The sequence below is a fragment of the Thermocrinis albus DSM 14484 genome (genome assembly GCF_000025605.1).
GTDB lineage: Bacteria > Aquificota > Aquificia > Aquificales > Aquificaceae > Thermocrinis > Thermocrinis albus.
Genome location: NC_013894.1, coordinates 1,130,068 through 1,155,424, shown reverse-complemented (window position 1 = coordinate 1,155,424; position 25,357 = coordinate 1,130,068). Strand labels below are relative to the sequence as shown.

24 protein-coding genes are annotated in these 25,357 nt (G+C 48.0%); 6 read left to right on the top strand and 18 right to left on the bottom strand.

The genetic code is table 11. The annotated features are described in order from the left end of the window. Positions 1 to 8: 8 nt before the first annotated feature. Positions 9 to 962 (top strand): LysR family transcriptional regulator, encoded by a 954-nt coding sequence (locus tag THAL_RS06295; protein ID WP_012992274.1) that lies wholly within the window; start codon positions 9 to 11, stop codon positions 960 to 962. Here THAL_RS06295 and mtnP read toward each other — a convergent pair. Genes mtnP through glgP form a run of 6 tightly spaced genes read right to left on the bottom strand, consistent with a single transcriptional unit; the run spans position 895 to position 6,381 of the window. Beyond that, positions 895 to 1,728 (bottom strand): S-methyl-5'-thioadenosine phosphorylase, encoded by an 834-nt coding sequence (gene mtnP / locus THAL_RS06290; protein WP_012992273.1) that lies wholly within the window; start codon positions 1,726 to 1,728, stop codon positions 895 to 897. The two genes, THAL_RS06295 and mtnP, sit on opposite strands and share 68 nt — an antisense overlap. Beyond that, the gene (locus THAL_RS06285) at positions 1,706 to 2,452 is read right to left on the bottom strand and encodes an ATP-binding protein (protein ID WP_012992272.1); all 747 of its coding nucleotides are present in this window, start codon (positions 2,450 to 2,452) and stop codon (positions 1,706 to 1,708) included. Before THAL_RS06285 ends, mtnP begins: the two co-directional genes overlap by 23 nt. Before the next feature lies 1 nt (position 2,453). Further along, a complete protein-coding gene (locus THAL_RS06280) occupies positions 2,454 to 3,266 on the bottom strand; it encodes an NAD(+)/NADH kinase (RefSeq protein WP_012992271.1) in 813 nt (270 codons plus the stop codon). Further along, positions 3,266 to 3,838, bottom strand: coding sequence for a D-sedoheptulose 7-phosphate isomerase (locus THAL_RS06275; RefSeq protein WP_012992270.1), 573 nt, complete (start codon positions 3,836 to 3,838; stop codon positions 3,266 to 3,268). The genes THAL_RS06280 and THAL_RS06275 overlap by 1 nt, the downstream gene beginning before the upstream one ends. Next, the gene (locus THAL_RS06270) at positions 3,810 to 4,718 is read right to left on the bottom strand and encodes a ferritin-like domain-containing protein (RefSeq protein WP_012992269.1); all 909 of its coding nucleotides are present in this window, start codon (positions 4,716 to 4,718) and stop codon (positions 3,810 to 3,812) included. The genes THAL_RS06275 and THAL_RS06270 overlap by 29 nt, the downstream gene beginning before the upstream one ends. A 4-nt stretch (positions 4,719 to 4,722) precedes the next feature. Beyond that, complete coding sequence (gene glgP, locus THAL_RS06265; RefSeq protein WP_012992268.1) at positions 4,723 to 6,381, bottom strand: alpha-glucan family phosphorylase; 1,659 nt, start codon at positions 6,379 to 6,381, stop codon at positions 4,723 to 4,725. 26 nt (positions 6,382 to 6,407) lie between these two features. Between glgP and purC the strand changes: the two genes are divergently transcribed. Together purC and topA are read left to right on the top strand one after the other, a co-directional pair. Beyond that, positions 6,408 to 7,109, top strand: a complete 702-nt coding sequence (gene purC / locus THAL_RS06260; protein ID WP_012992267.1) for a phosphoribosylaminoimidazolesuccinocarboxamide synthase — start codon at positions 6,408 to 6,410, stop codon at positions 7,107 to 7,109. Continuing rightward, positions 7,106 to 8,725: a type I DNA topoisomerase gene (gene topA / locus THAL_RS06255; protein WP_012992266.1), complete on the top strand. Its 1,620-nt coding sequence runs from the start codon at positions 7,106 to 7,108 to the stop codon at positions 8,723 to 8,725. Before purC ends, topA begins: the two co-directional genes overlap by 4 nt. On the opposite strand, the gene THAL_RS06250 is transcribed toward topA, so the two are convergent. The 3 genes from THAL_RS06250 to uvrA are packed head-to-tail and all read right to left on the bottom strand — an operon-like array spanning position 8,679 to position 14,206. Next, positions 8,679 to 10,871 (bottom strand): penicillin-binding protein 1A, encoded by a 2,193-nt coding sequence (locus THAL_RS06250; protein WP_012992265.1) that lies wholly within the window; start codon positions 10,869 to 10,871, stop codon positions 8,679 to 8,681. The two genes, topA and THAL_RS06250, sit on opposite strands and share 47 nt — an antisense overlap. 5 nt (positions 10,872 to 10,876) lie before the next feature. Further along, a complete protein-coding gene (locus THAL_RS06245; RefSeq protein ID WP_012992264.1) occupies positions 10,877 to 11,407 on the bottom strand; it encodes a thermonuclease family protein in 531 nt (176 codons plus the stop codon). A gap of 6 nt (positions 11,408 to 11,413) precedes the next feature. Continuing rightward, positions 11,414 to 14,206: an excinuclease ABC subunit UvrA gene (gene uvrA, locus THAL_RS06240; RefSeq protein ID WP_012992263.1), complete on the bottom strand. Its 2,793-nt coding sequence runs from the start codon at positions 14,204 to 14,206 to the stop codon at positions 11,414 to 11,416. 23 nt (positions 14,207 to 14,229) lie between these two features. On the opposite strand from uvrA, the gene tmk reads away from it, so the two are divergent. Further along, the gene (gene tmk / locus THAL_RS06235) at positions 14,230 to 14,829 is read left to right on the top strand and encodes a dTMP kinase (RefSeq protein ID WP_012992262.1); all 600 of its coding nucleotides are present in this window, start codon (positions 14,230 to 14,232) and stop codon (positions 14,827 to 14,829) included. Next, positions 14,826 to 15,914 (top strand): DNA polymerase III subunit beta, encoded by a 1,089-nt coding sequence (dnaN, locus tag THAL_RS06230; RefSeq protein WP_012992261.1) that lies wholly within the window; start codon positions 14,826 to 14,828, stop codon positions 15,912 to 15,914. Before tmk ends, dnaN begins: the two co-directional genes overlap by 4 nt. Here dnaN and gcvPB read toward each other — a convergent pair. Continuing rightward, complete coding sequence (gcvPB, locus tag THAL_RS06225; RefSeq protein ID WP_012992260.1) at positions 15,901 to 17,334, bottom strand: aminomethyl-transferring glycine dehydrogenase subunit GcvPB; 1,434 nt, start codon at positions 17,332 to 17,334, stop codon at positions 15,901 to 15,903. The genes dnaN and gcvPB overlap by 14 nt on opposite strands. Before the next feature lie 50 nt (positions 17,335 to 17,384). Here gcvPB and THAL_RS08415 point away from each other — a divergent pair, with 50 nt between their 5' ends. Further along, complete coding sequence (locus THAL_RS08415; protein ID WP_012992259.1) at positions 17,385 to 17,561, top strand: hypothetical protein; 177 nt, start codon at positions 17,385 to 17,387, stop codon at positions 17,559 to 17,561. Here THAL_RS08415 and THAL_RS06220 read toward each other — a convergent pair. From THAL_RS06220 to nuoH, 8 genes are read right to left on the bottom strand one after another with little or no spacing between them, the layout of a single operon-like run. After that, positions 17,527 to 18,165 carry an MBL fold metallo-hydrolase gene (locus THAL_RS06220; RefSeq protein WP_012992258.1) on the bottom strand — a complete coding sequence of 213 codons (639 nt, stop codon included), beginning with the start codon at positions 18,163 to 18,165 and terminating at the stop codon, positions 17,527 to 17,529. The two genes, THAL_RS08415 and THAL_RS06220, sit on opposite strands and share 35 nt — an antisense overlap. Further along, on the bottom strand, positions 18,159 to 19,547 hold the full coding sequence (locus tag THAL_RS06215; protein WP_012992257.1) for an NADH-quinone oxidoreductase subunit N: 1,389 nt from the start codon (positions 19,545 to 19,547) through the stop codon (positions 18,159 to 18,161). Before THAL_RS06215 ends, THAL_RS06220 begins: the two co-directional genes overlap by 7 nt. A 2-nt stretch (positions 19,548 to 19,549) precedes the next feature. After that, a complete protein-coding gene (locus THAL_RS06210) occupies positions 19,550 to 21,025 on the bottom strand; it encodes a complex I subunit 4 family protein (protein WP_012992256.1) in 1,476 nt (491 codons plus the stop codon). A gap of 3 nt (positions 21,026 to 21,028) precedes the next feature. Further along, positions 21,029 to 22,843, bottom strand: a complete 1,815-nt coding sequence (gene nuoL / locus THAL_RS06205) for an NADH-quinone oxidoreductase subunit L (RefSeq protein WP_041434245.1) — start codon at positions 22,841 to 22,843, stop codon at positions 21,029 to 21,031. A gap of 2 nt (positions 22,844 to 22,845) precedes the next feature. Further along, positions 22,846 to 23,154 carry an NADH-quinone oxidoreductase subunit NuoK gene (nuoK, locus tag THAL_RS06200; protein WP_012992254.1) on the bottom strand — a complete coding sequence of 103 codons (309 nt, stop codon included), beginning with the start codon at positions 23,152 to 23,154 and terminating at the stop codon, positions 22,846 to 22,848. Continuing rightward, the gene (locus THAL_RS06195) at positions 23,135 to 23,665 is read right to left on the bottom strand and encodes an NADH-quinone oxidoreductase subunit J family protein (protein WP_012992253.1); all 531 of its coding nucleotides are present in this window, start codon (positions 23,663 to 23,665) and stop codon (positions 23,135 to 23,137) included. The genes nuoK and THAL_RS06195 overlap by 20 nt, the downstream gene beginning before the upstream one ends. After that, positions 23,665 to 24,291: a NuoI/complex I 23 kDa subunit family protein gene (locus THAL_RS06190; RefSeq protein WP_012992252.1), complete on the bottom strand. Its 627-nt coding sequence runs from the start codon at positions 24,289 to 24,291 to the stop codon at positions 23,665 to 23,667. The genes THAL_RS06195 and THAL_RS06190 overlap by 1 nt, the downstream gene beginning before the upstream one ends. A gap of 3 nt (positions 24,292 to 24,294) precedes the next feature. Then, the gene (gene nuoH, locus THAL_RS06185) at positions 24,295 to 25,341 is read right to left on the bottom strand and encodes an NADH-quinone oxidoreductase subunit NuoH (RefSeq protein ID WP_012992251.1); all 1,047 of its coding nucleotides are present in this window, start codon (positions 25,339 to 25,341) and stop codon (positions 24,295 to 24,297) included. Positions 25,342 to 25,357: the final 16 nt, after the last annotated feature.

Below are 25,357 nucleotides of genomic sequence, written 5' to 3'. Positions count from 1 at the left end.
TAATATTCATGAAAAACATAGATCTGGATCTTAGGCTCATGGAAATCTTCTGTTGTGTTTATGAGAAAGGCAGCATATCAAAAACTTCTGAATGTTTGCACCTTTCCCAGTCTACCATCAGCTTTCATATGCATCGTTTAGAAAAACAGTTAGGAATAAAGCTCTTTTACCGAAAGGGTAAAGATCTTATACCTACCAGTGTAGCTCATACTCTGTATCCTTATGCCAGACGTCTTCTCGAAGTTAAGCTTGCAGCTGTTGAAGAGATAAAGCTCATGCTGGGTTCCTACGGTGGGCTAATCAAGATGGGAGCCAGCCCCCTACTAGGAACCGTGGTATTAGGGGATCTAGTAAGTATGTACCTCAGGAAGAATCCCCAGAGTAGGGTGGAGTTACATGTAGCGAATTCCAGATTAGTGGTGGAGCAAGTACATGTAGGTAAGCTGGATTTAGGTTTCGTTGGCTTAAAACTTGATATGGAGGATTTGGAGTACGTAGACCTTTGGAAAGACAGGGTAGTGTTCATCGCGAACTCTCAGATGGAAGAGGAGCTAAGTCTAGAGGATCTTCCAAAGGTACCCTTCATCTTGAGGGAAGAGGGATCAAGCACCAGACGTCTTGTGGAAGAAGCTCTACATTCTCACGGTTTATGTGTTGATAAACTTAACGTACTCATGGTGTCTGACAGTGATGAAGTTATACTGGACGTATTAAAGGGGGTAAAGGCTATTAGTTTCACATCCTCCCTCCTGCTGAAGAAAGCTGTGGCGAGGGGATTGAAGATGGTGACGGTTAAAGATCTTAGGCCCATACAGAGAAACTTCTACATGGTTTACGATAGAAAGAGGCCGCATACACCTGCGGTGAGAAACTTCATAGAGGAGACCTTACTTTTCAGACCTCAGCACCTTCTAGAATATTCTGACACCCACAACTTCTTTCTTCAGGAAGAAGCATTATAAAGGTCCTAAGCACGCTCTTTATCTGGGCTTCCCTTTGTGCCATCATTTGGAGTACTTCCTTACTGGTAAGACGATAGCCGGCTATACCCGCTGCAGGGTTGGCCACCACGCAGAGGGAAGCGTAACACATGGTGAGCTCTCTGGCCAAAACCACCTCCGGATAACCTGTCATACCTACCACATCAGCTCCCAAGCTTTCTATCATTTTTATCTCTGCGGGGGTTTCAAAACGCGGGCCTTCTGTACAGGCATACACACCTGACGGGTGAAAAGGCACACCGTGTTTTTTAAGAACCTCCGCCAAGAACTCTCTCATCTGAGGACAGTAGGCCTGTGACATATCCACGTGTACTACTTTGCCCTCCCTCATGAGTTTTGCAGGAAGATCCTCACCCTCTACCTTAGGGGAGTAAACGCCGTTGTAGTAGGTACTTTCCCTACCCTTCGTCAAGTCTATAAAGTCGTTTATAAGGATCACGTCGCCGGGTCTGAAGTTTCTGTTGATACCACCTACCGCGCATACGGAGAGCACTCTTTTCACACCTAACTCCCTCAGAGCCCACAGGTTGGCCTTGTAAGGCACCAGGTGTGGTGGTATATTGTGATCAGGGCCATGCCTCGGCAAGAAACACACTTCTTTACCTTCCAGCTTACCCACCACAATGGGTCCCGAAGGCTTTCCGAAAGGAGTATCTATTTGTAAAACCCTGACCTCCTCAAGACCCTCCAGTTTGTAGAGCCCACTACCGCCTATAATACCCAACATGCAACTCTCCCTCCAGATACTTCACAAACTGCCATGCTGTCCTTCCTGAAAAGCTTCCCCTTTCGGTGGCCCACCTTACGGCCATAGCTCTTATCTCTTCATCCCAAGTTATGCCCTTCAGGGTAAGATAATGTTTCACCACATCCAGATACTGATCCATGCCGAAGGCAAAAAAACCTAACCTTATACCAAAACGTTCCACTAAAGACCACCTTTCTATGGCCGATTCTTCGGGAAACAGTTCTGAACCTTCCACATCTGCCATAAGGTTCCTCCTGTTGGAGGTGGCGTATATAACCACGTTGGGTGGCCTTTCCTCCACATCTCCGTCCATCATGGACTTAAGTATCCTGTAGCTTTCGTCCCCTTTCTCAAAGGAAAGGTCATCAAAGAACAGGATAAACTTGAGAGGTGAGCCCCTCAGGATACCGTAAAGGTCAGAGATGTGCTCTATATCCATCTTATACACCTGTATGATCCTGAGGCCATCCTTGCCGAACAGTCCCAGCATAGACTTCACGAGGGAAGATTTGCCGGTTCCCCTGTCCCCCCACAGGAGGACATCGTTGGCGTGTAGTCCCATAACCAGCTTTTGAGTGTTGCGCTTGAGCTCCTCCTTCTGTCTATCTATGTGGAGAAGATTTTGGAAAGAGGGTATGTGGGGATGTTCCACGGGTTGAAGCTTACCCTCTTTGAACCTGTAAGCTAGAGCTCTCTCCAGCATTTTAGCCCCACCTTAACTTCTCTTTAAGTATATAGAAAAAACTCCTGTTAGGATGAGAGTAGATAAGACATCTGAAGGGTGCTGCTTTTACCTCCACCTCTTCTCCCTGTTTCAGTTGGGTACCCTCTTGTCCGTCCAAGGTAAGATAGGCGTTGGTGGACAGATTCACCAACTTTATCCTACTGTAGGAGGGAAGTACCACCGGCCTGTTGGACAACGTATGGGGGCAGATGGGAACTATCAGAAGCACATCAGCTTCCGGGTACACGATAGGCCCTCCGGCGGACAGAGCGTAGGCGGTAGAGCCAGTAGGGGTTGCCACTATGATACCATCACCGTAAATTCTGGTAACAGCTTCGTCATTCACATAAATATCCATCTCCAGCATACGAGACAGGTAAGTTCTGGAAAGTACCACGTCGTTGAGAACTACTCCTCCTATGCTCTCCGACGATGTTTGGGCCTCTAACATGATCCTCTCCTGAGGCTTGATACTTCCCTCTAAGGCCATCCTGATGATGGTGGGGGCCTCTTCTCTATCCACCTCTGTGAGAAAGCCGAACCTTCCTTCGTTAACTCCTATGATAGGGACTCCGTAAGGTGCCACCATCCGTGCACATGACAGGAAGGTGCCGTCACCTCCTACCACCACGGCCAGATCAAACTCCTCTGCGGATATTCTCTTTTTTTCCTCAGGTACGTTGACAAAAGTAGATACCAGTACTCCTTCTTTGATGAGGTGTTCCGATATGGAGGAGGCTGTCTGTAGGGCCCTGTCGGTGTTCTTCACAAAGAGGAGCACCTTCTTTGGCATCAAGCCAGCCCAAGCTCTCTCTCTACTATCTCACACAGGACGTGACCTAAAGTTATGTGACACTCTTGGATGCGGGGAGTTTCATAAGAAGGCACCACAAAGCTGTAGTGAGCTACATCCACCACTTTTCCTCCGTTCCTTCCTGTAAAGGCCACTGTGAGAGCACCAAGATCGTGAGCTTTTGCCAATGCACGAACCACGTTGGGAGAGTTTCCGGAGGTGGTTATACCTATCACCACATCCCCCGGCATACATAGGGCCTCCACCTGTCTCTCAAAAATACTTTCAAAACCGTAATCGTTGCCTAAGGCGGTAAGAACAGAAGTATCTGTGGTAAGGGCTATGGCAGGTAGAGGTTTTCTATCCTCTTTGAATCTTCCTATAAGTTCGGCCGCTATGTGTTGAGCGTCTGCGGCACTTCCTCCGTTCCCGAAGAGGATCACCTTATTACCGTCCTTTATGGCGGTGGCTATGATGAGACCTACCTCCAGGATACGCTCCGCGTAAAGCTCCACAAAGGCCAGTTTTACATCTGCACTTTCCTTAAAGGCCTTTTTCACCAGATCCAGCATCCTTTTTCCTCAGATCCCCAACCGTTAGTTTTCTCATCCTATCTAAGAACTCCTTCAGCATGTGTTTGTGGTACTCCTCTTGATGTTCTATAAATCTAAGTAGTCTCAAAAGGTCAGGATCCTTCACCGTTTTTATCTCCTGAGAGTAATCCTCACCTGTCTTTTGCTCGTAGGAGAGTTCACCCATCACCTTCTCCTGAAGAGCTCCTCCAGAGTAGAGAGGAACATCCACCTCTATGTGGGGTATGCCACCCATCTTCCCTATCTTCTCACCCAGCTTACCCATATGTACCATACTCTCCACAGCTAGATCCAACATCATGTCCTTATATTGGCAATCCTTAGCATGGAAGAACTCGTGTAGGTACTTCAGTATGGTGCCATACTCCTCTTTTAGAAACCTGTTGAGAAGCTGAACAACCTCTGGATCTTGCTGTGTAGTAGGTCTTTCTTCTTCTGGGGAGTTTTTCTTTATCTGTTCCAAAAGTTGGCTGAACTCCACTTGGTGATCCTCTTCGTCCTTTATAACCCTCTCAAGGAGCCTCTTTACAGAATCGTCTTTTACCAACTCCAGCTGCCGGGAGTATATCTCTATGGCCATTCTCTCCGCATCCACATCCTTGGAGATCATATCTGCCCAATCTGGACCTCCCACCACTATCATGTCTTCCAGACGGTTCAGTACCACACGCCCACCCAGCTGTACCACTTTTTGAGCGAACCACTTGAGGTGTCTCATCTCCTGACGCGCTATGGACTCTATCTCGGAAGTTATGTTGCCGTCTGTGATCAGGAATATGTGATACAGATACTGCACTATGGCCGAGTGTTCCAGTGCCACGTTGTAGAGGAGAAGATCTATAGTTTCCTTTTTGTTCATGATATCACCTCAGACCTAGATGGTACACCTTACAAATATAGTCACTCACCATTCTGTAGGTGTTAAAGAGCGGCCCGATAGTGGCTATACTGTTGAGCATCATCCTGACCCACTGATCTTTGTGATAGTAGTACATGGGGAGTATTATATAGGCTAGCTTGCCGTAAATATCCTCAAGGTCCTCTTCGTCGGAAGACTCAGTCATGTCGGTCCAGGCGGGTTTTGGACCTATCCCCCACCCGTTTACACCATCTATTCCTCCTTCCAACCACCAACCGTCCCACACGCTGAAGTTAAGAACTCCGTTCATACCTGCCTTCATACCACTCGTTCCACAAGCCTCGTAAGGTCTTCTCGGAGTGTTTAGCCACACATCACAGCCAGCCACCAGCATTTTGGCCAGATCCAGATCGTAGTTTTCCAGGAAAGCCACTTTCACACCGCTGTTTTTATCCCTCAACAAACCGGCCTTGTTTACTATGTCCGCTATCATCTCCTTACCCACCGTGTCCTTAGGATGTGCTTTCCCTGCAAAGACTATCTGTATATCACCTGCGTGCCTAGCTATGTAAGAAAGTCTCTCTATATCCCTCAGTATAAGGTTGTTTCTTTTGTAAGCGGTCACACGTCTGGCTACCCCTATAAGTATGGCATCGTCAGAAAAGCTGGCTGGTGTGTTTTTGTTTATAAAACTTATCAGCTCACTCTTTACCTTATTGTGTTTCTTCAGAAGGAGTTCGGATGGTATAGAGTAAGCCTGAGACAAAAGTAGCGGGTTCTCGTCCCAACCGGGAAGGTATTGGTGAAAGAGCTCCGCTATCTCTGAGTGAACCCACCTTTTGTGATACACCCCGTTGGTAACGTAGCTTATATTCTCATACTCTGGAAAGAGTTTGGCAGAAACAAACATATGTTTGTAGGAGACAGCGTTCAACCTACCCGAAAACTTAGCTGCCAGGTGAGACAAGTTCACGTAGCCTTCTTCCGCTTCCTCGTCCCAGTTTATGCCGTCATACTGTTGTAACTCCTCCTTTACCGTATCCACAGGAAACCTGTCGTGACCTACAGGTACAGGGGTGTGGGTGGTAAAAACACACATATCTCTCACCTTTTTGGGATCGCCAAGCTCGCGCAGGAGTTCTATCACCAGGAAGGCGGAGTGACTCTCGTTTATGTGATAAAGGTTTATCTTGTATCCCAGAGCCTTCAGCAGCCTGTAGCCTCCTATACCTAGCAAGATCTCTTGCCTCAGGCGTAGGACACCGTCGTCGGCGTAAAGTCTGTCGTTGAGCCTGCGTATCTCCTGCTCGTTTTCTTTAAGATCCACATCCAGAAAGTACACCTTTACGTCTTCCCTGCCTTTTACAGTGTATTCCCAAGCGGTGAACTTTTGGGTGAGGTTTCCAAAGGTTATGTCCAGTTTTATATCCAGTGGTGTCAGCACCTTTCTGTAATCCCACCGAGCGTCAAAGTCCAGTTGCATACCGTGAGGTGTCAGCTTCTGAAGGGTGTAGCCCTTCTTGTAGAGGAGTGTAACAGCCACGGCGGGTATACCTAGATCCGCAAAGGAAAGGAGGGTATCACCCGCTAAAACCCCCAGCCCCCCACTGTAAGTGGGTATACGATCTTCCAGTCCCAGCTCCATGACAAAGTAAGCTATCATTCTACAGGTATTATAATGAAGACCTTATGGAGAAGCTCTACGAAGGAAAAGCTAAGATAGTTTACAGAACGGAAGACCCAGATAAGTACCTTATATACTTCAAGGACGAGGCTACCGCCTTTGACGCCACCAAAAGATCTCATGTGGAAGGTAAAGGTATCATCAACAACACCATATCCAGCATCCTATTCCAGCTTCTTTGGGAGAAAGGTATAAAAAACCACTACATACAGAAAGTCTCCGATAGGGAGATGCTAGTGTGGAGAGCGGAGAGGTTTGATGTGGAAGTGGTGGTGAGAAACGTAGCCGCCGGTAGTATCACCAAAAGACTGGGTATACCGGAAGGGACAGTTTTTCCCTCACCGGTAGTGGAGTTTTTCTACAAAAACGACCAGCTCCGCGATCCTCTCATATGTGAGGACCATATACTTTTACTCAACCTCCTCCCTAAGGAGGATATAGGTAAGGTGAAGGAGATGGCTCTTGAGGTGAACAGAGTTCTCTCCCTCTTCTTTGAGGAGCACGGTATAAGGCTTGTGGACTTTAAGTTAGAGTTCGGTAGATTGCCTGACGGTTCGGTGGGGGTGATAGATGAGATCTCCCCCGACACCTGTCGTCTTTGGGACATGCGCACGGGTGAGAAACTGGACAAAGACAGGTTCCGTTTTGATCTTGGAGACCTTATAGAGGGTTACCGTAGGGTTCTAGAGAAACTACACAGAGGATGATGCGTCTCTTTTTGGTGGAATCTCCCACCAAAGCCAAGACAATCCAGAAGTATCTGGGAAAGGACTGGAAGGTTCTGGCCAGTATGGGACACATCAAAGACCTACCGGAGGACGAACTGGGAGTTGATCTTAAGACGTTAGAACCTCGTTATGTTTTCGTAAGAGGCAAAAGGAAAGTTTGGGACCAGATAAAGAGAACAGCCCAGAAATGTGAGTCCATCTACATAGGTACAGACCCAGACAGAGAGGGGGAAGCTATAGCTTACTTTCTGTGGAATCTGCTAAAACCTTTAGGTAAGAAACTCTACAGGGTACGCTTCTACGAAGTGAGCAAAGAGGCCATAACCCTTTCTGTACAGAAACCGGAGGATTCCCCCAACATGAACTTGGTGCGCGCCCAAATGGCCAGAAGGGTTCTCGACAGGCTGATAGGATACCTCCTTTCTCCCAAGTTGTGGGTCTACCTTAAGAACAACAGACTCTCTGTGGGAAGGGTTCAGTCACCGGCCCTCAGACTGATAGTGGAGAGGGAAAGACAGATAAGACAGTTTAAGAAAAAGAAGTTTTACTACATAAAGGCAGTGTTTGAAAAGAACGGACATACCTTTCACCTTATCTGGGATTACAGGTTTGAGAAGCCTGAGAATGCCAAACCTTATCTGGAGAAGCTTAAAAGTGTACCCTTTGAAGTAGAAAGAGTAGTGAGAGGGAAGGTGAAGAAAGAACCACCTAAACCTTTCCATACCGCTAATTTGCAGGCTGTAGCCAGCCAGAAACTGGGTGTGGGTGTGGACAAAGTGCAGAAGCTGGCCCAGAAACTTTACGAAGAGGGTTTTATAACTTACCCTCGCACGGACTCTCTAAGGATGGATGAGAAAAAAGCTCAGGAGTTTATGAACTACATTAAAAAAACACTAGGAGAAGAATACGTAGGAACCTTAAGAAAGTTCAAGGAAAAACCTACATCTCAAGGTGCTCACGAATGTATACGTCCCGTCAGCTTGGATAGAAGTCCGACCGGTGGAGTTGAGGAAAAGCTCTTTACCCTCATTATGAAGAGGACACTGGCCTCTTTAGCCTCTCCAGCCCTTTTGGAGAAAACTGATGTAGTGGTGGTGCCCCTATGTGAGCCTCGCATGGAGTTTAAAGGACAGTGGCAGAGAATCCTCTTTGACGGTTGGTTAAGAATAGAGGAGGAAGAACTGGACCTTCAGGAGCCCCCGCCTCTTTCGGAGGGAGAGATCCTATTACCCAAAAAAGTAACACTGGAAGAGAGAAGGACAGAGCCACCGCCTCGGTACACGGAAGCTACTCTGGTAAAAACCTTAGAAAAACTGGGTATAGGAAGGCCTTCCACCTACGCCCAGATAGTGAAGACCCTCAAGGATAGGGGATATGTAACAGAAGAGAAAGGTGTTTTAAAGCCTACACCATTGGGGGAGCAAGTTTTGGATTTCCTTGAAAAGTACTACCCACGACTCGTAGACTACAAGTTCACCGCTTACATGGAGGAAGAACTGGACAGTGTTGAGGAAGGTAAAGATTGGAAAACAGCGGTAAGATACCTCTTTAGGGCTGTGGCGCCTGAGGAGGAGCTTCCTTCTTCCACAAGTTAGGATCCACTATACCTTCCAGCTCATCGTTTTCCTGAGGTTGATTCTGACAAGCCCCTTCTGTACCCTCCACAAACACCATCGGTGTAGGACAGTTAACCACCTTTGTACCCGGCGGTAGGGGGAAATCTTCGTTGGGATACTTGTAGGCAGCTACCGACATGAAGTCTATCCATATGGGAAGAGCCACCCGTGCACCGGCCATCCCTTTCCCCATACTCCTCTTTACATCAAAACCGACCCACACACCGGCCACTATATAAGGCGAAAACCCTACGAACCAAGCATCCATATAGTCATTGGTAGTTCCCGTTTTGCCAGCTACTATCCTACCTAAAGAGCTCGCTGCTACAGCTGTGCCTTCCGTCACGACGGCCCTCAGCATGTCCACCAGAACCCTCGTCTCAGGTGCAGGGAGTACCTGTTGGCATGATGGCTGATTTTTTTCCAGCAGTTCTCCGTTGGGACCCACTATCTTCTCTATGAAGTAAGGTCTACACCACATCCCTAAGGAGGCGAAGGCCTGAAAGGCGGAGGTGAGCTGAAGGGGTGTAACCTCTATACTGCCGAGGGCCATAGAGTAATAAGGTTTCAGTTCTATTCCCAATCTATGGCCTATCTCTATAGGTAGGTCAAACCCTATGTCAGCCAGAAGATTTACGGTTGCGGTGTTTATACTTTTAGCAAGGGCCGTTCTGAGAGTTACGGTACCGTACTCAGCACCCTCGTAGTTGCTGGGTGTCCACTTTTTACCTGTGGAAGGATCATAGAAGCTTCTGGGTGATGCATCTATAGTGGACACCTGAGTGTAACCCTTCATGAGGGCAGCAAGGTAAATGATGGGTTTTATAGCGGATCCTGGTTGTCTCTCAGCATAAACCGCTCTGTTGTAGGAACTCCTCAGATAAGAGTATCCACCCACCATGGCTCTTATGGCTCCTGTTTTTGCATCTAGAGCCACCAAGGCACCCTCCAGATCCGGTAGTACCTCAGCTCCTAACTCTCCCTTTCTTTTGTGAAGTTTTACCAATACAAAATCTCCCCTCTCAAAGGTAAGACTCCCCCTCTTGGCTCTAAAGACTGTGTCCTTAACTCTCACCACGTACTCGTCACCGTCTATGTCATCTATCCTACCTATGAGCACCTTGCCGGGTTTTAACTCCACCTTCTGGTCTTGATATTTTTTCTCCACTTCATAAGGGTCCGAAGGTAGGAAGGGTATACCGTTAGCCTTGGCTACCCTTAAGACACCCCTCTCCAGAACAGTTCTAGCGTGGTTTTGTAGATCTCTGTCCAGTGTGGTGTATACTTTGTAACCTCCTGCCAGTATAGCCTCGCCGTATTTCTCCACAAGATAACTCTTGACGTAATCTATAAAGTAATCCATACCGTAATATCTGTTCTCCAGCTTAACCTTCACCGGCTTTTCTACATAACGTGCGTACTCCTCTTGAGTTATGTATCCGTCTTCCAACATACGCTTGAGCACGTAATCTCGTCTCTCCTTTACCAGTTGTGGGTTTCTGAAGGGATTGTATTTGCTGGGAGCTTTTGGAAGTCCTGCCAGCAGGGCAGCCTCGTCCAAAGTGAGATCCTTCACCGATTTACCAAAGTAGATACGGGATGCAGCCTCCACACCGTAAGCACCTTGTCCAAGATAGATATAGTTAAGGTACATCTCCAGTATTTTGTCTTTTGAAAAAGTCCTCTCTATCTTGATGGCTAGTAAAGCCTCTTTGATTTTACGGGTAAGGGTACGTTCGGGAGTAAGGAAAAGATTTCTGGCCAACTGCTGGGTTATAGTGGAAGCTCCCTGTCTTACCTCCCTGTGAAGTAAATTAGCTACCAAAGCACGCGCTATGGCTATGGGATCTACACCAAAGTGGCGGTAAAAGTTTCTGTCTTCGGCTGCTATGAAAGCTTCCTGAACATACTTGGGTATGTAACTGAGGGGAACATAGTAGCGCCTCTGTATAGCCACATCTCCTATTGGTCTACCCTTGTAGTCGTATATAGTGGTTGCTTCCGGAGGTTTCCAGTTTTTTAGGGTCTCCACACTGGGAAGATCTGTGGCTAAAAAAGCAACCCAGATGGATAGCAGTACCACAAAAGCCGCCAAAGGGTAGAGGAGGTACTTAAAAAAGGACATACACGTTACCTCCACATGCCCTTCTTCTGCTGGACAGCCTTTCTTTGGGCAGCGAGGAGGATATCCTGATACTTTACGTTAGGAGGCACGGTGTATACCTGAGCATATCCTTCTTCTACCAACACCTTGTTAAGCATCCTACCGTCCTCTAACCAAACGTAGGCTAAAAGCCTACCGTACTTATCCCTTTTCTGTACATCTGTTTCCAGATAAACGGTTGTACCTTTCTTGAGGATGCTCTGGGTAAAGGCCTTCGCCTCTTTACCCATAGATATAATCTCCTCCAAAGATCTACCTGACCTTTCCGCATCTCTGTGTGCTTTCTGGTTAGCAGAACTTTCGGGAGTGTCTACACCTATGAGTCTTACCTTCTCTTCTTGTCCGTTCTGTAATTTACACACAAAGGTGTCACCATCCAACACCCTTTCCACCACACACGGTTCTCCCTTCCTTTCTGTCTGTGGTGGCGGATTTTTGCCACAGGCCAGTAAAAGAGCTGTCAACCCAACAAGTAAGTAAATGATTCTCTTACTCATAGTATCTTACATAATAACAAAGTTCCGCTGAAGGTATCTCTTAAGGTATTCACCGGTATAGGAGTTAGGGTTCTCCATAACCTCCTCAGGAGTTCCAACAGCCACCACATATCCTCCTCCTTCACCTCCCTCCGGACCGAGATCTATTATCCAGTCGGCACACTTTATAACATCCAGGTTGTGTTCTACAACCACCACTGTGTTACCCCTATCCACCAGTCTCTGTAGGACATCCACCAGCTTCTTCACGTCGTCCATATGAAGACCGGTGGTAGGTTCATCCAACAGATACAAGGTTCTACCTGACTCTTTTTTGGATAGTTCTCTGGCCAGTTTTATCCTCTGAGCCTCCCCTCCCGAAAGGGTAGTGGCGGGTTGGCCCAGCTTTATATAACCCAACCCCACATCTCTCAGAAGTTCCAAACGCCTCCTTATGGTGGTGTGATGGTAAAAGAACTCATAGGCTTCGTCCACCGTCATGTCCAGAACATCCGCTATGTTCTTACCTTTGTAGTATATCTCCAAGGTTTCTCTGTTATAACGTTTGCCTTTACACACATCACAGGTTACATAAACAGGAGGAAGAAAGTGCATCTCCACCTTGATAACACCTTCACCTTCACAGGCTTCGCATCTTCCACCCTTCACGTTGAAGGAAAATCTGCCAGGTGTGTATCCTCTTGCTCTAGCCTCCGGTGTACTGGCAAAGAGATCCCTTATAGCGTCAAAAACTTTGGTGTAGGTAGCCGGATTACTACGTGGAGTTCTGCCTATAGGAGACTGATCCACGTTTATGACCCTGTCAAAGTACTCCAATCCCTCTATCCTGTCAAAGCCCTCCACTTCACCGTATCCTCCGTAGAACACCTGTCTGGCGTACTCCCAAAGTATGTCGTACACAAGGGTGGACTTACCGCTACCCGAAACTCCCGTCACACACACCAGTAAGCCTACGGGTATCTCCACGGTGATGTTTTTCAGGTTGTGTTTTCTGGCACCTACTATCCTCAACCATTTACCGGTGGGTTTTCTTCTCTTTTGGGGAACTGGTATCTGAAGTCTTCCCGACAGGTAGGCTCCCGTAAGAGACTCTGGATGGTTCATTATCTCCTCTGGTGTACCTGTGGCCACCACTCTTCCCCCCTCTTTACCCGCACCAGGACCCATGTCTATTATGTAATCGGCTGCCAGTATGGTTTCTGGATCGTGTTCCACCACCAGCACGGTGTTACCCAAATCCCTAAGGTCCCTCAAGGTCTTTATAAGTTTGTCGGTATCGCGCGGATGTAGGCCTATGGATGGCTCATCGAGAACATAAAGAACCCCCGTCAGTTTGGAACCTATCTGGGTAGCCAGTCTTATCCTCTGCATCTCTCCCCCTGAAAGGGTGGTGGCGCTGCGCGCTAGGGTAAGGTATTCGAGCCCCACATTTACCAGAAAACCTAACCTGTCTTTTATCTCCCTTATAAGTCTTTCTCCCACTATGCGATCCTTTCCAGTGAGTTTTTGCTGCAGTCTCTCAAAGAACTGAAGCTCCTCCTTCACCGACATAGAGCACACTTGGTATATGTTCTTACCATCCACCAGTACCGCGAGGGCCTCCGGTCTTAGTCTGGCACCGTCACAGGCAGGACATAGTTTCTCTTTTATAAACTCACCTATCTCCTCCCTTATACGTTCCGAATCATCCTCCAGAAACCTTCTCTCCAGATGGGGTATAACACCCTCGTAGGAGGTGTTGAGAAACTTACCGCCGTAGAGTATCAGCTCTCTCACACTCTGTGGAAGGTCCCCGAAGGGGGTTCCAGGATCGTAACCTAATCTTCTGAGGATGTTGAGAACACTGTAACGAATGTACTCAAAGTAAGAGTTCTGAGTTATACGGATGGCTTCCGTGGCTGGAGCCTTTTCGTTGATCAGCATACGGGGGTCTATCTCCCATTTTACACCCAAGCCCTTACACGTAGGACAAGCTCCGTAAGGTGAGTTAAAGGAAAAGAGACGGGGCGTGAGCTCGGGTATAGAAAAGCCATGATCCGGACAAGTGAGACTTTCGCTGAATATCTCCTCATCTCCTGTGTCGGCATCCTCCACCTTCACCAAACCCATTGACTCGGCCAGTGCCTTTTCCAGAGCGTTCAGTAACCTAGGTCTTTCCTCCTCCTCTACGGTAAGTCTGTCTATGACGAGATCAATCTCGTGTCTCTTGTTTTTCTCAAGGGGAGGTACCTCCGGAATCCTCATGTATCTGCCGTCCACCTTAACACGGGAGTAACCCTTTCTGTCCAGTTCTCTTAAGAGTTCCTTAAACTCACCCTTTTTACCTCTCACGAGAGGAGCAAGCACCGTTATCCTCTTACCCAGATAGCTCTCATACACTTTCTCCAGTATCTGGTAAGGAGATAGTCCCTCCAGCAACCTACCACAATGAGGACAATGGGGTTTACCCACGTTGGCCCAAAGAACCCTCATGTAGTCGTATATTTCTGTGACGGTTCCTACCGTGGAACGAGGATTCTTAGAGGTAGTCTTCTGATCTATAGCTATGGCAGGAGAAAGCCCTTCTATCACATCCACGTCAGGCTTCTCCATAACACCCAAGAACTGTCTGGCGTAAGAGGACAGAGATTCCACATACCTCCTTTGACCTTCGGCGTATATAGTGTCAAAGGCCAGAGAAGATTTGCCACTACCGGAAGGCCCTGTTATCACCACCAGCTTGTTTTTGGGAATCTCTACGTCTACGTTCTTTAGGTTGTGTTGTCTCGCACCTTTGACTACTATCCTATCGTAGGCCATAAAATGATATAATATCCCCAACTGTGCTCATAAGCATAGAGGGTATAGATGGATCCGGAAAGACCACCGTTGCCCATGCTCTCGTAGACTTCCTTCAGAAGGAAGGTTATCCAGCTGTTCTCTTCAAGGACCCGGGGGACACACCTTTGGCAGAGGAAATACGCTCATTACTTTTCAAGTACGAGATGGATCCCATCACAGAGTTGCTTCTCTTTGAGGCCGCAAGATCCAGCCTCACGTGGGAAAAGATCCTTCCCGCCCTCAGCGAGGGTAAGATAGTGATCCTGGACAGATTCATAGACTCCACCGTAGCGTATCAAGGTTACGGAAGGGAGATAAACCTTGGAACCGTCAGTATCCTCAACCATATAGCCACAAGAGGTATAAAACCTAACCTTACTCTTCTTCTGAACGTCCCACTGCACGTAGCCCTCAGTAGACTTTCGGACCGCAGTAGGTTCGAAAGAGAGGAATATCTGAGGAAAGTGAGGGACGCTTACATTCTGCTCGCCCATCAGGAAAAGGAACGCATAAAGATAGTGGATGCTTCTAGATCTTTTGAGGAGGTTTTTGAAGAAGTGAAAACTGAAGTGCTCAGTGTGCTGTATAATAAAGAAACATGAGATTATACGTGGACAGGGAGGAGCTGGCGGAAGTTCTGAAAAAAGCCCAGGCAGCTACCGAAAAGAAGTCTGCGCTTCCGGTGCTCAACAACTTCAAGATAAAGGCCGAGGATGGCCATCTGGCTGTTTATGCCACAGACCTGGAGAACTTCCTCTTCCTACACTTGCCCGCAAGGGTGGAGGAAGAAGGCACTCTGGCCGTTAACGCCAAGAAGTTCACTGAAGTGATAAGAAGCCTTACTTCAGCAGAGGTTTACCTACATCTTCGGGAAGACAAACTGGTGGTGAGTGGTGGAAGATCCACCTTTAAACTGGCGGTGGCTGATCCTGAGGAGTTTCCTGAGTTTCCTGAGATTTCAGGTTCTGCTGCTCAGATAAACGCCAGCACCTTATTGAAAGCGATAGATAAGACAGAGTATGCCATATCCAAGGAAGACAGTAGGTACGCACTTCAAGGCCTTTACCTACACCGGGTAGAGGATAAGATACACTTCGTGGGATCCGACGGCCACAGATTGGCTCTTTTCTGGACTTATTCCGACGCGGACGTGTCTGTCATACTACCCCGCAAGAGCCTTAAGGTACTGGAAGGCTTTCTGAAGGAGACGGTGGGAGGTGTTTCCATCTTCAAAGATGAGAACTTTGCTCATGTGAAGGGAGAGAACTGGACCCTTTCGGTGAGGTTGCTGGAAGGCGAGTATCCTGACTATCTGTCCGTCATACCCCAAGACTTTCAGACGCAGGTGGTGGTAGACAGAGATTCTTTGATAGCTAGTATAAAGAGGCTTTCTGCTATAGCGGAAAGCTCTGCCTTTCCCGTAAAGATAAGCTTTATGGAGAACTTGGCGGTTTTGGAGATAACGGAGCCCGAGTTTGGCGAAGGGAGAGATGAGGTGGAGGTGGAGCTGGAAGGCGAACCTGTGGAGATAGGTTTTAACGGCAAATATCTCCTGGAAGCTTTGGACAGTTTTGACGTGAGAAGGGTTATTCTGAAGGCTGTGGATCCTGACAGCCCTGTACTGATGGAGAGTGAGGATCCTGAAAAGGATCCCTATCTCTGTCTTGTGATGCCTATGAGGCTCTGAGAACAGGCCTTCTGTTGGCCTCCGCCTCCTTTATCCTGCGTACGGGTGTTCTCTTTGGTGCCTCCTTCAGAGCATCCGGGTTCTCCTTTGCTGTTCTCACTATACTTCTTAAAGCTTCGGCGAAAGCTTCCAAAGTCTGAGGGCTCTCTGTCTCCGTAGGCTCTATCATGAGAGCTTCCTTTACCGTTAGAGGAAAGTACACGGTAGGTGCGTAAAAGCCCATATCAAGGAGAGCTTTTGCCACATCCATGGCTCCCACACCGTACTTGTTTAGGTTGGCGGCCGAAAGAACCATCTCGTGCATACGGGGAACGTGAGGGTAAGGATCTACAAAAAGATCCTTTATCAGGTGATGAAGATAACGAGCATTGAGAACAGCATACTTGGCCACCAGATCAATGTTGTTACCGTAGGAGAGGATGTAGGCGAGGGCTCTCAGAGACACGGCGGTGTGACCGTAAAAGGCCAGAACCTTACCTACAGATTTAGGGATGTTCCAGTTAAGGTAGTAACGCTCTCCATCGAACTCCACCTGAGGTACCGGTAAGTAGGGCCGGAGCTTTTCCGACACACCTACAGCACCACCTCCTGGACCACCTCCACCGTGAGGTGTGGAAAAAGTTTTGTGAAGATTGAAATGCATAACATCCACTCCCCAATCTCCCGGTTTTGCCACTCCTACGAGAGCGTTGAAGTTGGCACCGTCCATATAAAGGAGGGCATCCATACTGTGGAGAGCATCTGCTATCTGTTTTATCCTTCTCTCAAAGATACCAAGGGTGTTAGGGTTGGTGAGCATCAAACAAGCCACGTCATCCCTCAGTTTACTTTTAAAATCGTCCCAGTCTAACTCTCCATCTTTGTTGCTTTTAACGGTAACCACCTCAAAACCGCATATAGCCGCAGAGGCCGGGTTCGTACCGTGGGCTGTGTCAGGCACCAGTACCTTTCTCTTGTGGTGGTTCCCTCTATCTCTGTGGTAGGCCAGTATCATGAGGAGTCCCAGAAACTCACCTTGTGCGCCTGCGGCAGGTTGTAGACTGACATCGGCGAAGCCACCCAGTTCTTTAAGAAGTTCCTTGAGCTGATACAGAAGTTGGAGAGTCCCTTGTACCGTTTCTTCCGGAGCCATGGGATGCACGTCTCTGAAACCTTCCATCTGTACCAGCTCTTCGTTAATACGAGGATTGTACTTCATGGTGCAAGAGCCAAGGGGTACCATGGTGGTATCTATAGCGTAGTTGAGCTGGGAGAGTTTTGTGTAATGTCTTACCACATCCAGCTGAGAAACTTCCGGCAGAGGAAGATCTTCTCTGTAAAACTCCCCCAGATACCCCTTTAGATCTACCTCCGGGACATCCAGAGGGGGCAGGTGATAACCCCTTCTACCAGGCGAAGATTTCTCAAAAATGAGCTCCATGATGGGTATTTTAACATTTTCTTAACCATTTACAGATATATTGATACTCCATGAGAAAGGTGATAGTAGTAAAGGATAGGAATGTGGAGAGAAGGTTAACCAGCAGACTCCTCAGGAGAGGAATGGTGGTAGCTTTGGTGGAGAAGGAGGAAGATATCCACAAGAGTGAGTTGGTGGAAAGAGCCCAGGTTGTCATTGTGAGAGGATCTGACGCAGCAAAGGGTTGAACACCTTTTCGTGACCTAGAGTAGTCTCGTCGTAGTGCCCGCAAACCACCAGAGTATCATCAGGAAGTTCTTCCAGAACCCTACGTAGGGACCTTCTGAGAGCATTAAGATCGCCTCCCGGTAGGTCCCACCTCCCTACGGAACCTTTGAAGAGAAGATCCCCCGCTATAAGGACACCTTCTTCCTCCGCGTAAAGACAACAGAGACCAGGTGTATGTCCTGGAGTGTGAAGAACCCGTAGGGTTTTCTTTCCCAGTTTTATCCTCATTCCATCTTCTAAGTACACATCAGGTGGTGGACAAGGAAGCTGTGCACCTATCTGTTTATCAAATCCTGGCCAGATGGGATCGTTGGAAAGGGGGATATCCAGAGGGTGCATGTAGAAGGGTACATCCAGAAGCTCCTTGAGGGTTTTCACTTGCCCCACGTGATCAATGTGACCGTGGGTAGCTACGATACCAACAGGTTTTAATCCTTCCAGCTCTCTCATCAAGAGATGGGACTCAGCTCCGGGATCCACCAGTAACACCTCACCACTCTCTTCATCCACCAGCAAACTACAGTTGACGGAGAGAAGACCTACTGGGATTACCTTTATCACCATAAGGCTCTCTGTATGAAACTAAATAAAGTTTGAGGGAAAAGACCCAAGTACAGTACCGAAAGACCGCACACCAGTAAGGTGAAAGCTTCTCCTGCCGATACGTGAGGCAGACTCTTCCTACCCCCCTCTTCCATAAACATATGCACTATCACCCTCAGGTAATAACCGGCAGATATTACGCTGGCCACGGCAAAGGCTAAAGCCAACAGTGAAAAACCTTTACCCCACAGACCCATAAAGAGGGCCAGCTTACCCACAAAGAGAGCCATAGGAGGTATTCCTATAAGAGCAAACAGGAAGAGGGCTAACAGGGAAGCCAGCACAGGCTTTTCCCGCCAAAGACCGTTGAAGTCCGCTACATGGTGAGAAAAACCTTCCTTCTTCTCCAAAACACTCAGCACCACAAAGGCACCCAATGTGGCAAAGGCATATACGGATGCATAAAAGAGAAGCGCAGAGGCGAGGATCTTGTCGGATAGAACCACCCCCATCAAAAAGTAGCCTGCGTGAGCCACCGATGAATAGGCCAAAAGCCTCTTCACCGATTTTTGAACATAGGCCACCAGGTTGGCGTAAAACATAGACAGAAGGGCTATCACCGAAACCATCACCATCCATACCTTCACATGGGAAAGATGCGTTGCCAGCTGTACCAGAAGGAAATAAAGGGCCACTTTAGGAACAGTAGAAAGGTAGCCTGTAACGGGAGCAGGCGCACCTTCGTAAGCGTCGGGAGTCCAAAAATGGAAAGGGACAGCGGATACCTTGAGAGCCAAGGCGGAGAGTAGAAGTAAGACAGCCAAGAGAACCAAGGAGTTTTCAGAGACGGGCACGGTGATACGCATACTGCCGGTGGCACCATAATAGAAGACGCTACCCATACCGAAGCTGGCCGTTCCTATGGATCCTATGACGAGATACTTAAAAGAGGCCTCCTTGGACAGATAATCTCCCTTCAGGAGCGCCACCATTATGTACATGCTTATAGAGGCCAGCTCAAGAGACAGGAACAAAACAGGCAAGGTAGAAGAGGAAAGGAGAAGAGACAGCCCCAAGGTGGCGGAAAGCATCAGATACACCAGCTCACCGTATGGAGATGTTTTCCTGAGGAAATAGTCGTAAGAAGCAAACAGAGCCAAAGATGTTAGTAGGTAAATTACAGCCTTACCTACCAAACTTACCGAACTGACACTATAGGATTCCATAAAGATAGGAACGTTCACAGGCACCCAGAATAGGGAGAAAAAGGACAAAACGGGTACTGTAGCACCCAACAGGGTTAGAAACTTAAAGTGCCTTTTCCCTAAGAAAAGTTCCAGAACAAAGATCACCAGTATACCCAGTATCAAAATCAGGTCTGGTAGAAAAACGTCCCATTTCATCTTTAACTCCCCAAAATCATCCTAGAGGTTTGTTCCATGAGCTTTACGAAAGGTAGAGGATAAAGACCTAAAAGTAAGGAGGAAGCTATCACTATCAAGAATCCTACCCAGTGGTGGAGCTCAAGATCCCTAAGGTGAGACCATTTTTCCCTCCTGTACTCGGATATAGTTTCCTCCTCCAGCATCGTCCTCTTGTAGAGGTAAAGGAAGTAGGCAGCACCCAGTATCATACCTGTACCTGCAAGAGCCGCCCACAGAGGATACTTCTGGAAAGTTCCAAATAGGATGAGAAACTCAGCCACAAAGCCTGCCAAACCAGGGAAGCCTATACTAACCAGTCCCACCAACATAAACACAACCGCCAAGTTGGGTATGTAACGGGCCAGTCCGCCCAGATCATCCATATGGTAGGAGTGTACACGGTCGTAAATGAAACCAGCAGCCATAAAGAGTCCTGCAGAGGCTAAACCGTGAGCCACCATCATGTATATAGCACCGTTGAGAGCATCCATGTTCCCGGCAAAGGTGCCCAAGGTCACCATGCCCATATGGCTTATGGAGGAGTAGGCTATCAGTTTCTTAATATGGGTCTGAGCTATGGCCATCATGGCTGCGTAGATTATGGCCACCACACTGAGGAAAAACACCAGAGGCATGAACTCCTTACTGGCTTCTGGGAACATAGGCAAGGAGTACCTCACAAAGCCAAATGTCCCCATCTTAAGAAGAACAGCGGCCAGTATGACGGAGCCTGCAGTGGGAGCCTCTACGTGAGCATCTGGCAGCCATGTATGAACAGGCCACATAGGTACCTTAACGGCAAAACCTATACCCCACAGTAGAAAAGCGATCATCTGTAACCAATGGGGATACTGGACTTGCGAAAGGAAGAGGTAATCAAAGGTCATTTGACCCGTTATGTGATAGGTGTACACCACCACACTGGCTATACCCAAAAGCAGAAATATGCTGCCGAAGAAGGTGTATATGAAAAACTTGTTGGCGGCGTATACTTTTCTGTCGTGTCCCCACAGACCTATTATGAAGTACATGGGTATCAGCATGCCTTCCCAGAAGAGGTAGAAGAGGAAAAGATCCAGTGCAGAGAACACACCTATACACGCTGTTTCCAAAAGCATGAAGAGAGCATAGTAAAGGTTAGGTCTGTCTTCTACCTTTAAAGACCAAACAGTTACCACCACAAACATCAGAGCAGTGAGCACTACAAGAGATATTCCCATACCGTCCAGACCTATGTGGAAGGAGATACCCAGAGGTTCTATCCAGTTTAGTCTGAGGGTGTGTTGAAACTGGTGTTCCTCCCACCTAAAGTTAGCCAAAAGAATCAAACTGAGAACAAAAACCACCAAACTGGTTATCACGGAGATAACTTTAGAGAAGGTTTCTTTCCTAACGATGGCTATAAGACCGGCGGTTATAAGGGGAAGAAATATGCTCAGCGCCAGTAACTCTCCCATTCTTCACCTCCACAGTATCGTTATGAGAACTAAGAGGGCAAGCCCTGCATATATTCCCAAAACATACATGTTCAGCTTACCTCTCTGAAGGAGATTTATAACACCTCCCACAGACCTAAACAGAGGGTAAAAACCGTTCACAACACCGTCTATCAGGAGGGTTTCCACTGTTTGGTGCATTACCTTGGACCACAGAAGATATCCTCCCGCTAAAGTTTTGTGGTAGAACCTTTCCGTAAAGAACTGCTCTCTGAAGGTGGTGTGAAGTGGCCTGAGCACCCTATAAAGCTCCTCTGCACTCAACCACCTTCTCACATACACACCATACGCCACACCTATACCCACAAGGGCTATCACCAACGACAGTACCACCGTATCACCGTGTATGTGTACCTCCTTACCCATGAGACTACCGTACCACCACACACCAAAACCCGCAAACACAGACCCTAACATCAATACCGCCATGGGTAGTATCATCACCCCTTCACTCTCGTGCGCACCTCCTTTCCTCTCCTCCCCGTGAAACATCACAAACCCTTCCCTGAATATGTAATAGGCTGTCAACACGCTCACTACACTCACCAACACACCTATGCCAAAACTAGCCTCGTACGCCCTCCCTAAAATCAACTCCTTACTCCAAAAGCCAGCAAAGGGAAACACACCAGCTAATGCTAAAGCCCCTACCATAAAGCTTAGATAGGTTACAGGCATCTTATTCCTTAAGCCCCCTACTTCGTATATGTCGTGTACCTTATGGTGAAAGGTGTGTATCACCGATCCTGCTGCTAAAAATAACAGTGCCTTGAAAAAGGCATGGGTTATCAGATGAAAACTCCCCGCCAGCTTATCCTTCAGTCCTAATGCTATGAACATGAGCCCCAACTGGCTCATGGTGGAAAAGGCTATGATCTTCTTTATGTCCGTATGGGATGTGGCAGCTAATGCTGCCATAAGGGCGGTTACGCTCCCTACCAATACAATGACCTTCAGAGCTGTGTCACTGGCTTCAAATACCGGATGTAGTCTGGCTACCATGTACACCCCAGCAGCTACCATGGTGGAGGAGTGGAGTAGTGCAGATACGGGTGTCGGACCTGCCATGGCGTTGGGTAGCCAGGTGTGTAAAGGTACCTGCCCCGATTTGCCTACCGCACCACCAAAGAGTAAAAGACATGCCCAAGACAACATGAGAGGGTCTACTAAGTGGGCTTTCTCCCACATCTCCTGATAACGGATGGATCCAAAGGTGATAAAGCTCATGAGAATCCCCAAAAGAAACAGCCAGTCCCCTACTCTGTTCATAACAAAGGCTTCCAGCGCTGCGTTGGTGGCTTTCCTCTGCTCATGGAAGTATCCTATCAGAAGGTAAGAGGCTAGTCCTACACCTTCCCAACCAAAGAAGAGAAGAAGAAGATTGTCAGACAGAACTATCAGAAGCATTGAGAAAAGGAAGAAGGACAGGTAAGCGTAAAACTTGTAGGTCCACTGACCGAAGAGGTTCCTCATGTAGCCTATCGAGTACAGGAAGATAAAGGTGGCTACGAAGGTGACCAGTGTGGCTACCACCGATGAAAGGGTGTCAAAGAGAAGGCCCAGCTCAAGGGGTTTAGACTGTAGGAGGATGAAGGTGTAAAGGGGAACATGCACTGGGTTTTTGATGGCCTGCAGTGCGGCATAGAGGGAAAACAGAAAGGACAGAGAGGATGCCAGTACGGTGATGATGGCGGAAGGAAAGTCTCCCAGTCTCCTTCCCAAAAGCCCCACCACCAAAAAGGCTACAACCGGAAAGATCAGTACCAGTAGGAATTCCATCATCATCCCCTCATGTCTGTTATCTCATCGGTGGACTCCACCTTCCTGAGTCGAAAGATGGCTATTATTATACCAAGCCCCACCGCAGCTTCAGCTGCAGCAAGAGCTATTATGAAGAGAGCAAATATCTGTCCTTCCACCATACCCAGATGCACATCTGCACCCACGAGAGCCACATTGACGGCGTTGAGGGCCAACTCCATACTCATGAGGACGGTAACCAGATTACGCCTCGCTATCATTCCCAAAAGCCCGAGCCCAAAAAGCAGAAAGGAGAGTATCAAATAGGCCTCAAGGGGAATCGTTCTCATAGACTCTCTCCTCCTTTCTTCCTATCAATATGGCTCCCAGCATACCTATTAGTAGAACCAAAGAAACTAGCTCAAAGGCTAAGAAGTACTTACTGAACAGGATAACACCCACCGCCTCCGTGTTGGTAAGATCCTTCAGAATATTCCTTATCTCCCCTTTGGGAGAAACAGAAACACCCAAAAGGAAGGTGACGATAACCTGTCCGTAAAGGAGCAGTAGAAGGGGAAAAGTGAGAGCACCTTCTACCCTGTAGTGGCTGTCTTTCTTTAGAGCCTTCTCCCACGGAACAGCAGTAAGCACAAAAACATAGAAAACCGTTATGGCAACAGCGTATATGAGCAGCTGGAGGGCACCTACCAGTTCTGCACCGGCTACGAAGAACACACCTGCTATAGAGATGAGGGATGCCAAAAGGGAGAGGATAACGTATATGGGATTAGGGAGAAGAACGACACCCAGTCCAAACAACAGGGCAGACAGAGAAAAGGCCCCGAAGGCCGCCCACTGCATCAATTTTCCTTCACCTCCGGTAGTTTTAACTGGTTCTCATACCACAACTTCATTCTCTGTTCATCGTCTATCCAAATTCTGTCTGGTTCATTCTCTCTCCTTCTCTGCCAATCTCTACCTATTCTTTCCAAAGTCTCCAGATCTAAGACAGCATCCTTCCTACTGTAAGATGCCGTTTCGTGAATATCACTTTGGAAAAGACAGTCCACAGGACACGCATCTACACAGAAACCACAGAAGGTGCACAGCATCATGTTCATGTTAAACACACTGACCCTTCTCTTCCCGTTGGGCAGTTTCTCACCCTCTATCTCAAAGAGTTGGGGAACGGGACAAGCCCTCTTACAGAGCAAGCAAACCACGCACCTACTTCTGCCGGGTACCACCTCTATCTTGAAGCGTTCTACCCACTCGTCAAAAGCAGGTTGTGGCTCTCTACCGTCCACCACCTTATGACCAAAGAAACCTCTGAACCGCTTGGGAGGGGTCAGCTTTTCATAAGGGTAATGTGTTGTTATGGTACGGCGAAAGGCGTGCCTTATGGTGATGGAAAGCCCTCTGATAAAGTCCAGAAATAGGATCCTCTCCAGCCACGTAAGGGGTTTCTCAAAAACTTTCCTTATCATGTTTTACCTCCACACCAGAGGTGCTATCACTGCGGTAAACACAAGGTTGATGAAGGTTATGGGAAGCATCACCTTCCAGGCAGTTTCCGTGATCTGGTCTATTCTGTAGCGAGGGAGCGTCCAGTGAAGCCAAAGGACAAAGAGGAAAAGCAACGTTACCTTCAGTATGAACCAGACAAAGGGAGACAGGGGACCCAAGAAAAACAAAGGATCCACGAATCCCAGAAAAGGTATGTTTATAGGAGACCAACCACCCAAGAAGAGTACCACCGCTATAGCTGAGAGAGACAGTACTTCTACGTACCATTCCACCAAGGGGAATATGCCAAACTTCATACCACCGTACTCTACCGTAAAACCTGTGACCAGTTCTGCCTCAGCCTCCTGAATATCAAAGGGGACTCTTCCTGTTTCTGCCAACATGGCAAACAGGTAAACCACGAAAGCCAAAGGCTGTAGCCATATGTACCAAAGCCCCTGCTCTATCTGTTTTTGGACAATATCGTAGGTGGAAAGAGTCCCGGCCAGTATGACAGGTCCCATGACGGCGAAGGTGATGACCACTTCGTAGGACACGATGATACCCGCCTTTCTCATGGAGCCTATAAGAGCGTATTTGGAGTTGGAAGCCCATCCTGCCAACGCTATAGCGTACACCGCCATAGAACCAAGAGCGAACACCAAAAGAAGACCCACGTTTACATCTGTCAGTATAGGCTTTACCTTAACTCCCAGTATCTCCACCTGGGGACCGAAAGGTACCACCGCAAACACCAGCACCGCTGGCACCAAAGCCATGACTATAGCTAAGTTGTAGAGGAACTTGTTACCGTATCTGGGAAAGAGATCCTCCTTGGTTATAAGTTTCAGCCCATCCGCCAGAGGTTGTAAGAGACCATGCCATCCCACCACCATGGGACCGGGTCTTCGCTGAATGTGAGCTGCCACCTTTCTCTCCACCCACGTAAGGTATGCACCCACTCCCAACACTACCCCCAGTATTACCAGAATCTTGATAGCTATCACCAGTAAGCTCACACCTAGCTCCATGTCTCACTCCGGCCTG

What these genes read in the sequence shown, in the direction of transcription:
- glgP (WP_012992268.1), bottom strand. Translation starts at nt 6,381, where the DNA reads ATGATAGCTTACTTTGTCATGGAGCTGGGACTGGAAGATCGTATACCC.
- THAL_RS06220 (WP_012992258.1), bottom strand. Translation starts at nt 18,165, where the DNA reads ATGGTGATAAAGGTAATCCCAGTAGGTCTTCTCTCCGTCAACTGTAGT.
- nuoL (WP_041434245.1), bottom strand. Translation starts at nt 22,843, where the DNA reads ATGGAATTCCTACTGGTACTGATCTTTCCGGTTGTAGCCTTTTTGGTG.
- THAL_RS06190 (WP_012992252.1), bottom strand. Translation starts at nt 24,291, where the DNA reads ATGATAAGGAAAGTTTTTGAGAAACCCCTTACGTGGCTGGAGAGGATC.
- THAL_RS06275 (WP_012992270.1), bottom strand. Translation starts at nt 3,838, where the DNA reads ATGCTGGATCTGGTGAAAAAGGCCTTTAAGGAAAGTGCAGATGTAAAA.
- THAL_RS06285 (WP_012992272.1), bottom strand. Translation starts at nt 2,452, where the DNA reads ATGCTGGAGAGAGCTCTAGCTTACAGGTTCAAAGAGGGTAAGCTTCAA.
- THAL_RS06215 (WP_012992257.1), bottom strand. Translation starts at nt 19,547, where the DNA reads ATGAAATGGGACGTTTTTCTACCAGACCTGATTTTGATACTGGGTATA.
- THAL_RS06280 (WP_012992271.1), bottom strand. Translation starts at nt 3,266, where the DNA reads ATGCCAAAGAAGGTGCTCCTCTTTGTGAAGAACACCGACAGGGCCCTA.
- THAL_RS06250 (WP_012992265.1), bottom strand. Translation starts at nt 10,871, where the DNA reads ATGTCCTTTTTTAAGTACCTCCTCTACCCTTTGGCGGCTTTTGTGGTA.
- mtnP (WP_012992273.1), bottom strand. Translation starts at nt 1,728, where the DNA reads ATGTTGGGTATTATAGGCGGTAGTGGGCTCTACAAACTGGAGGGTCTT.
- gcvPB (WP_012992260.1), bottom strand. Translation starts at nt 17,334, where the DNA reads ATGGAGCTCATTTTTGAGAAATCTTCGCCTGGTAGAAGGGGTTATCAC.
- uvrA (WP_012992263.1), bottom strand. Translation starts at nt 14,206, where the DNA reads ATGGCCTACGATAGGATAGTAGTCAAAGGTGCGAGACAACACAACCTA.
- nuoK (WP_012992254.1), bottom strand. Translation starts at nt 23,154, where the DNA reads ATGAGAACGATTCCCCTTGAGGCCTATTTGATACTCTCCTTTCTGCTT.
- THAL_RS06295 (WP_012992274.1), top strand. Translation starts at nt 9, where the DNA reads ATGAAAAACATAGATCTGGATCTTAGGCTCATGGAAATCTTCTGTTGT.
- THAL_RS06210 (WP_012992256.1), bottom strand. Translation starts at nt 21,025, where the DNA reads ATGGGAGAGTTACTGGCGCTGAGCATATTTCTTCCCCTTATAACCGCC.
- THAL_RS06270 (WP_012992269.1), bottom strand. Translation starts at nt 4,718, where the DNA reads ATGAACAAAAAGGAAACTATAGATCTTCTCCTCTACAACGTGGCACTG.
- THAL_RS06195 (WP_012992253.1), bottom strand. Translation starts at nt 23,665, where the DNA reads ATGCAGTGGGCGGCCTTCGGGGCCTTTTCTCTGTCTGCCCTGTTGTTT.
- THAL_RS06245 (WP_012992264.1), bottom strand. Translation starts at nt 11,407, where the DNA reads ATGAGTAAGAGAATCATTTACTTACTTGTTGGGTTGACAGCTCTTTTA.
- topA (WP_012992266.1), top strand. Translation starts at nt 7,106, where the DNA reads ATGATGCGTCTCTTTTTGGTGGAATCTCCCACCAAAGCCAAGACAATC.
- THAL_RS08415 (WP_012992259.1), top strand. Translation starts at nt 17,385, where the DNA reads ATGAGAAAGGTGATAGTAGTAAAGGATAGGAATGTGGAGAGAAGGTTA.
- purC (WP_012992267.1), top strand. Translation starts at nt 6,408, where the DNA reads ATGGAGAAGCTCTACGAAGGAAAAGCTAAGATAGTTTACAGAACGGAA.
- nuoH (WP_012992251.1), bottom strand. Translation starts at nt 25,341, where the DNA reads ATGGAGCTAGGTGTGAGCTTACTGGTGATAGCTATCAAGATTCTGGTA.
- dnaN (WP_012992261.1), top strand. Translation starts at nt 14,826, where the DNA reads ATGAGATTATACGTGGACAGGGAGGAGCTGGCGGAAGTTCTGAAAAAA.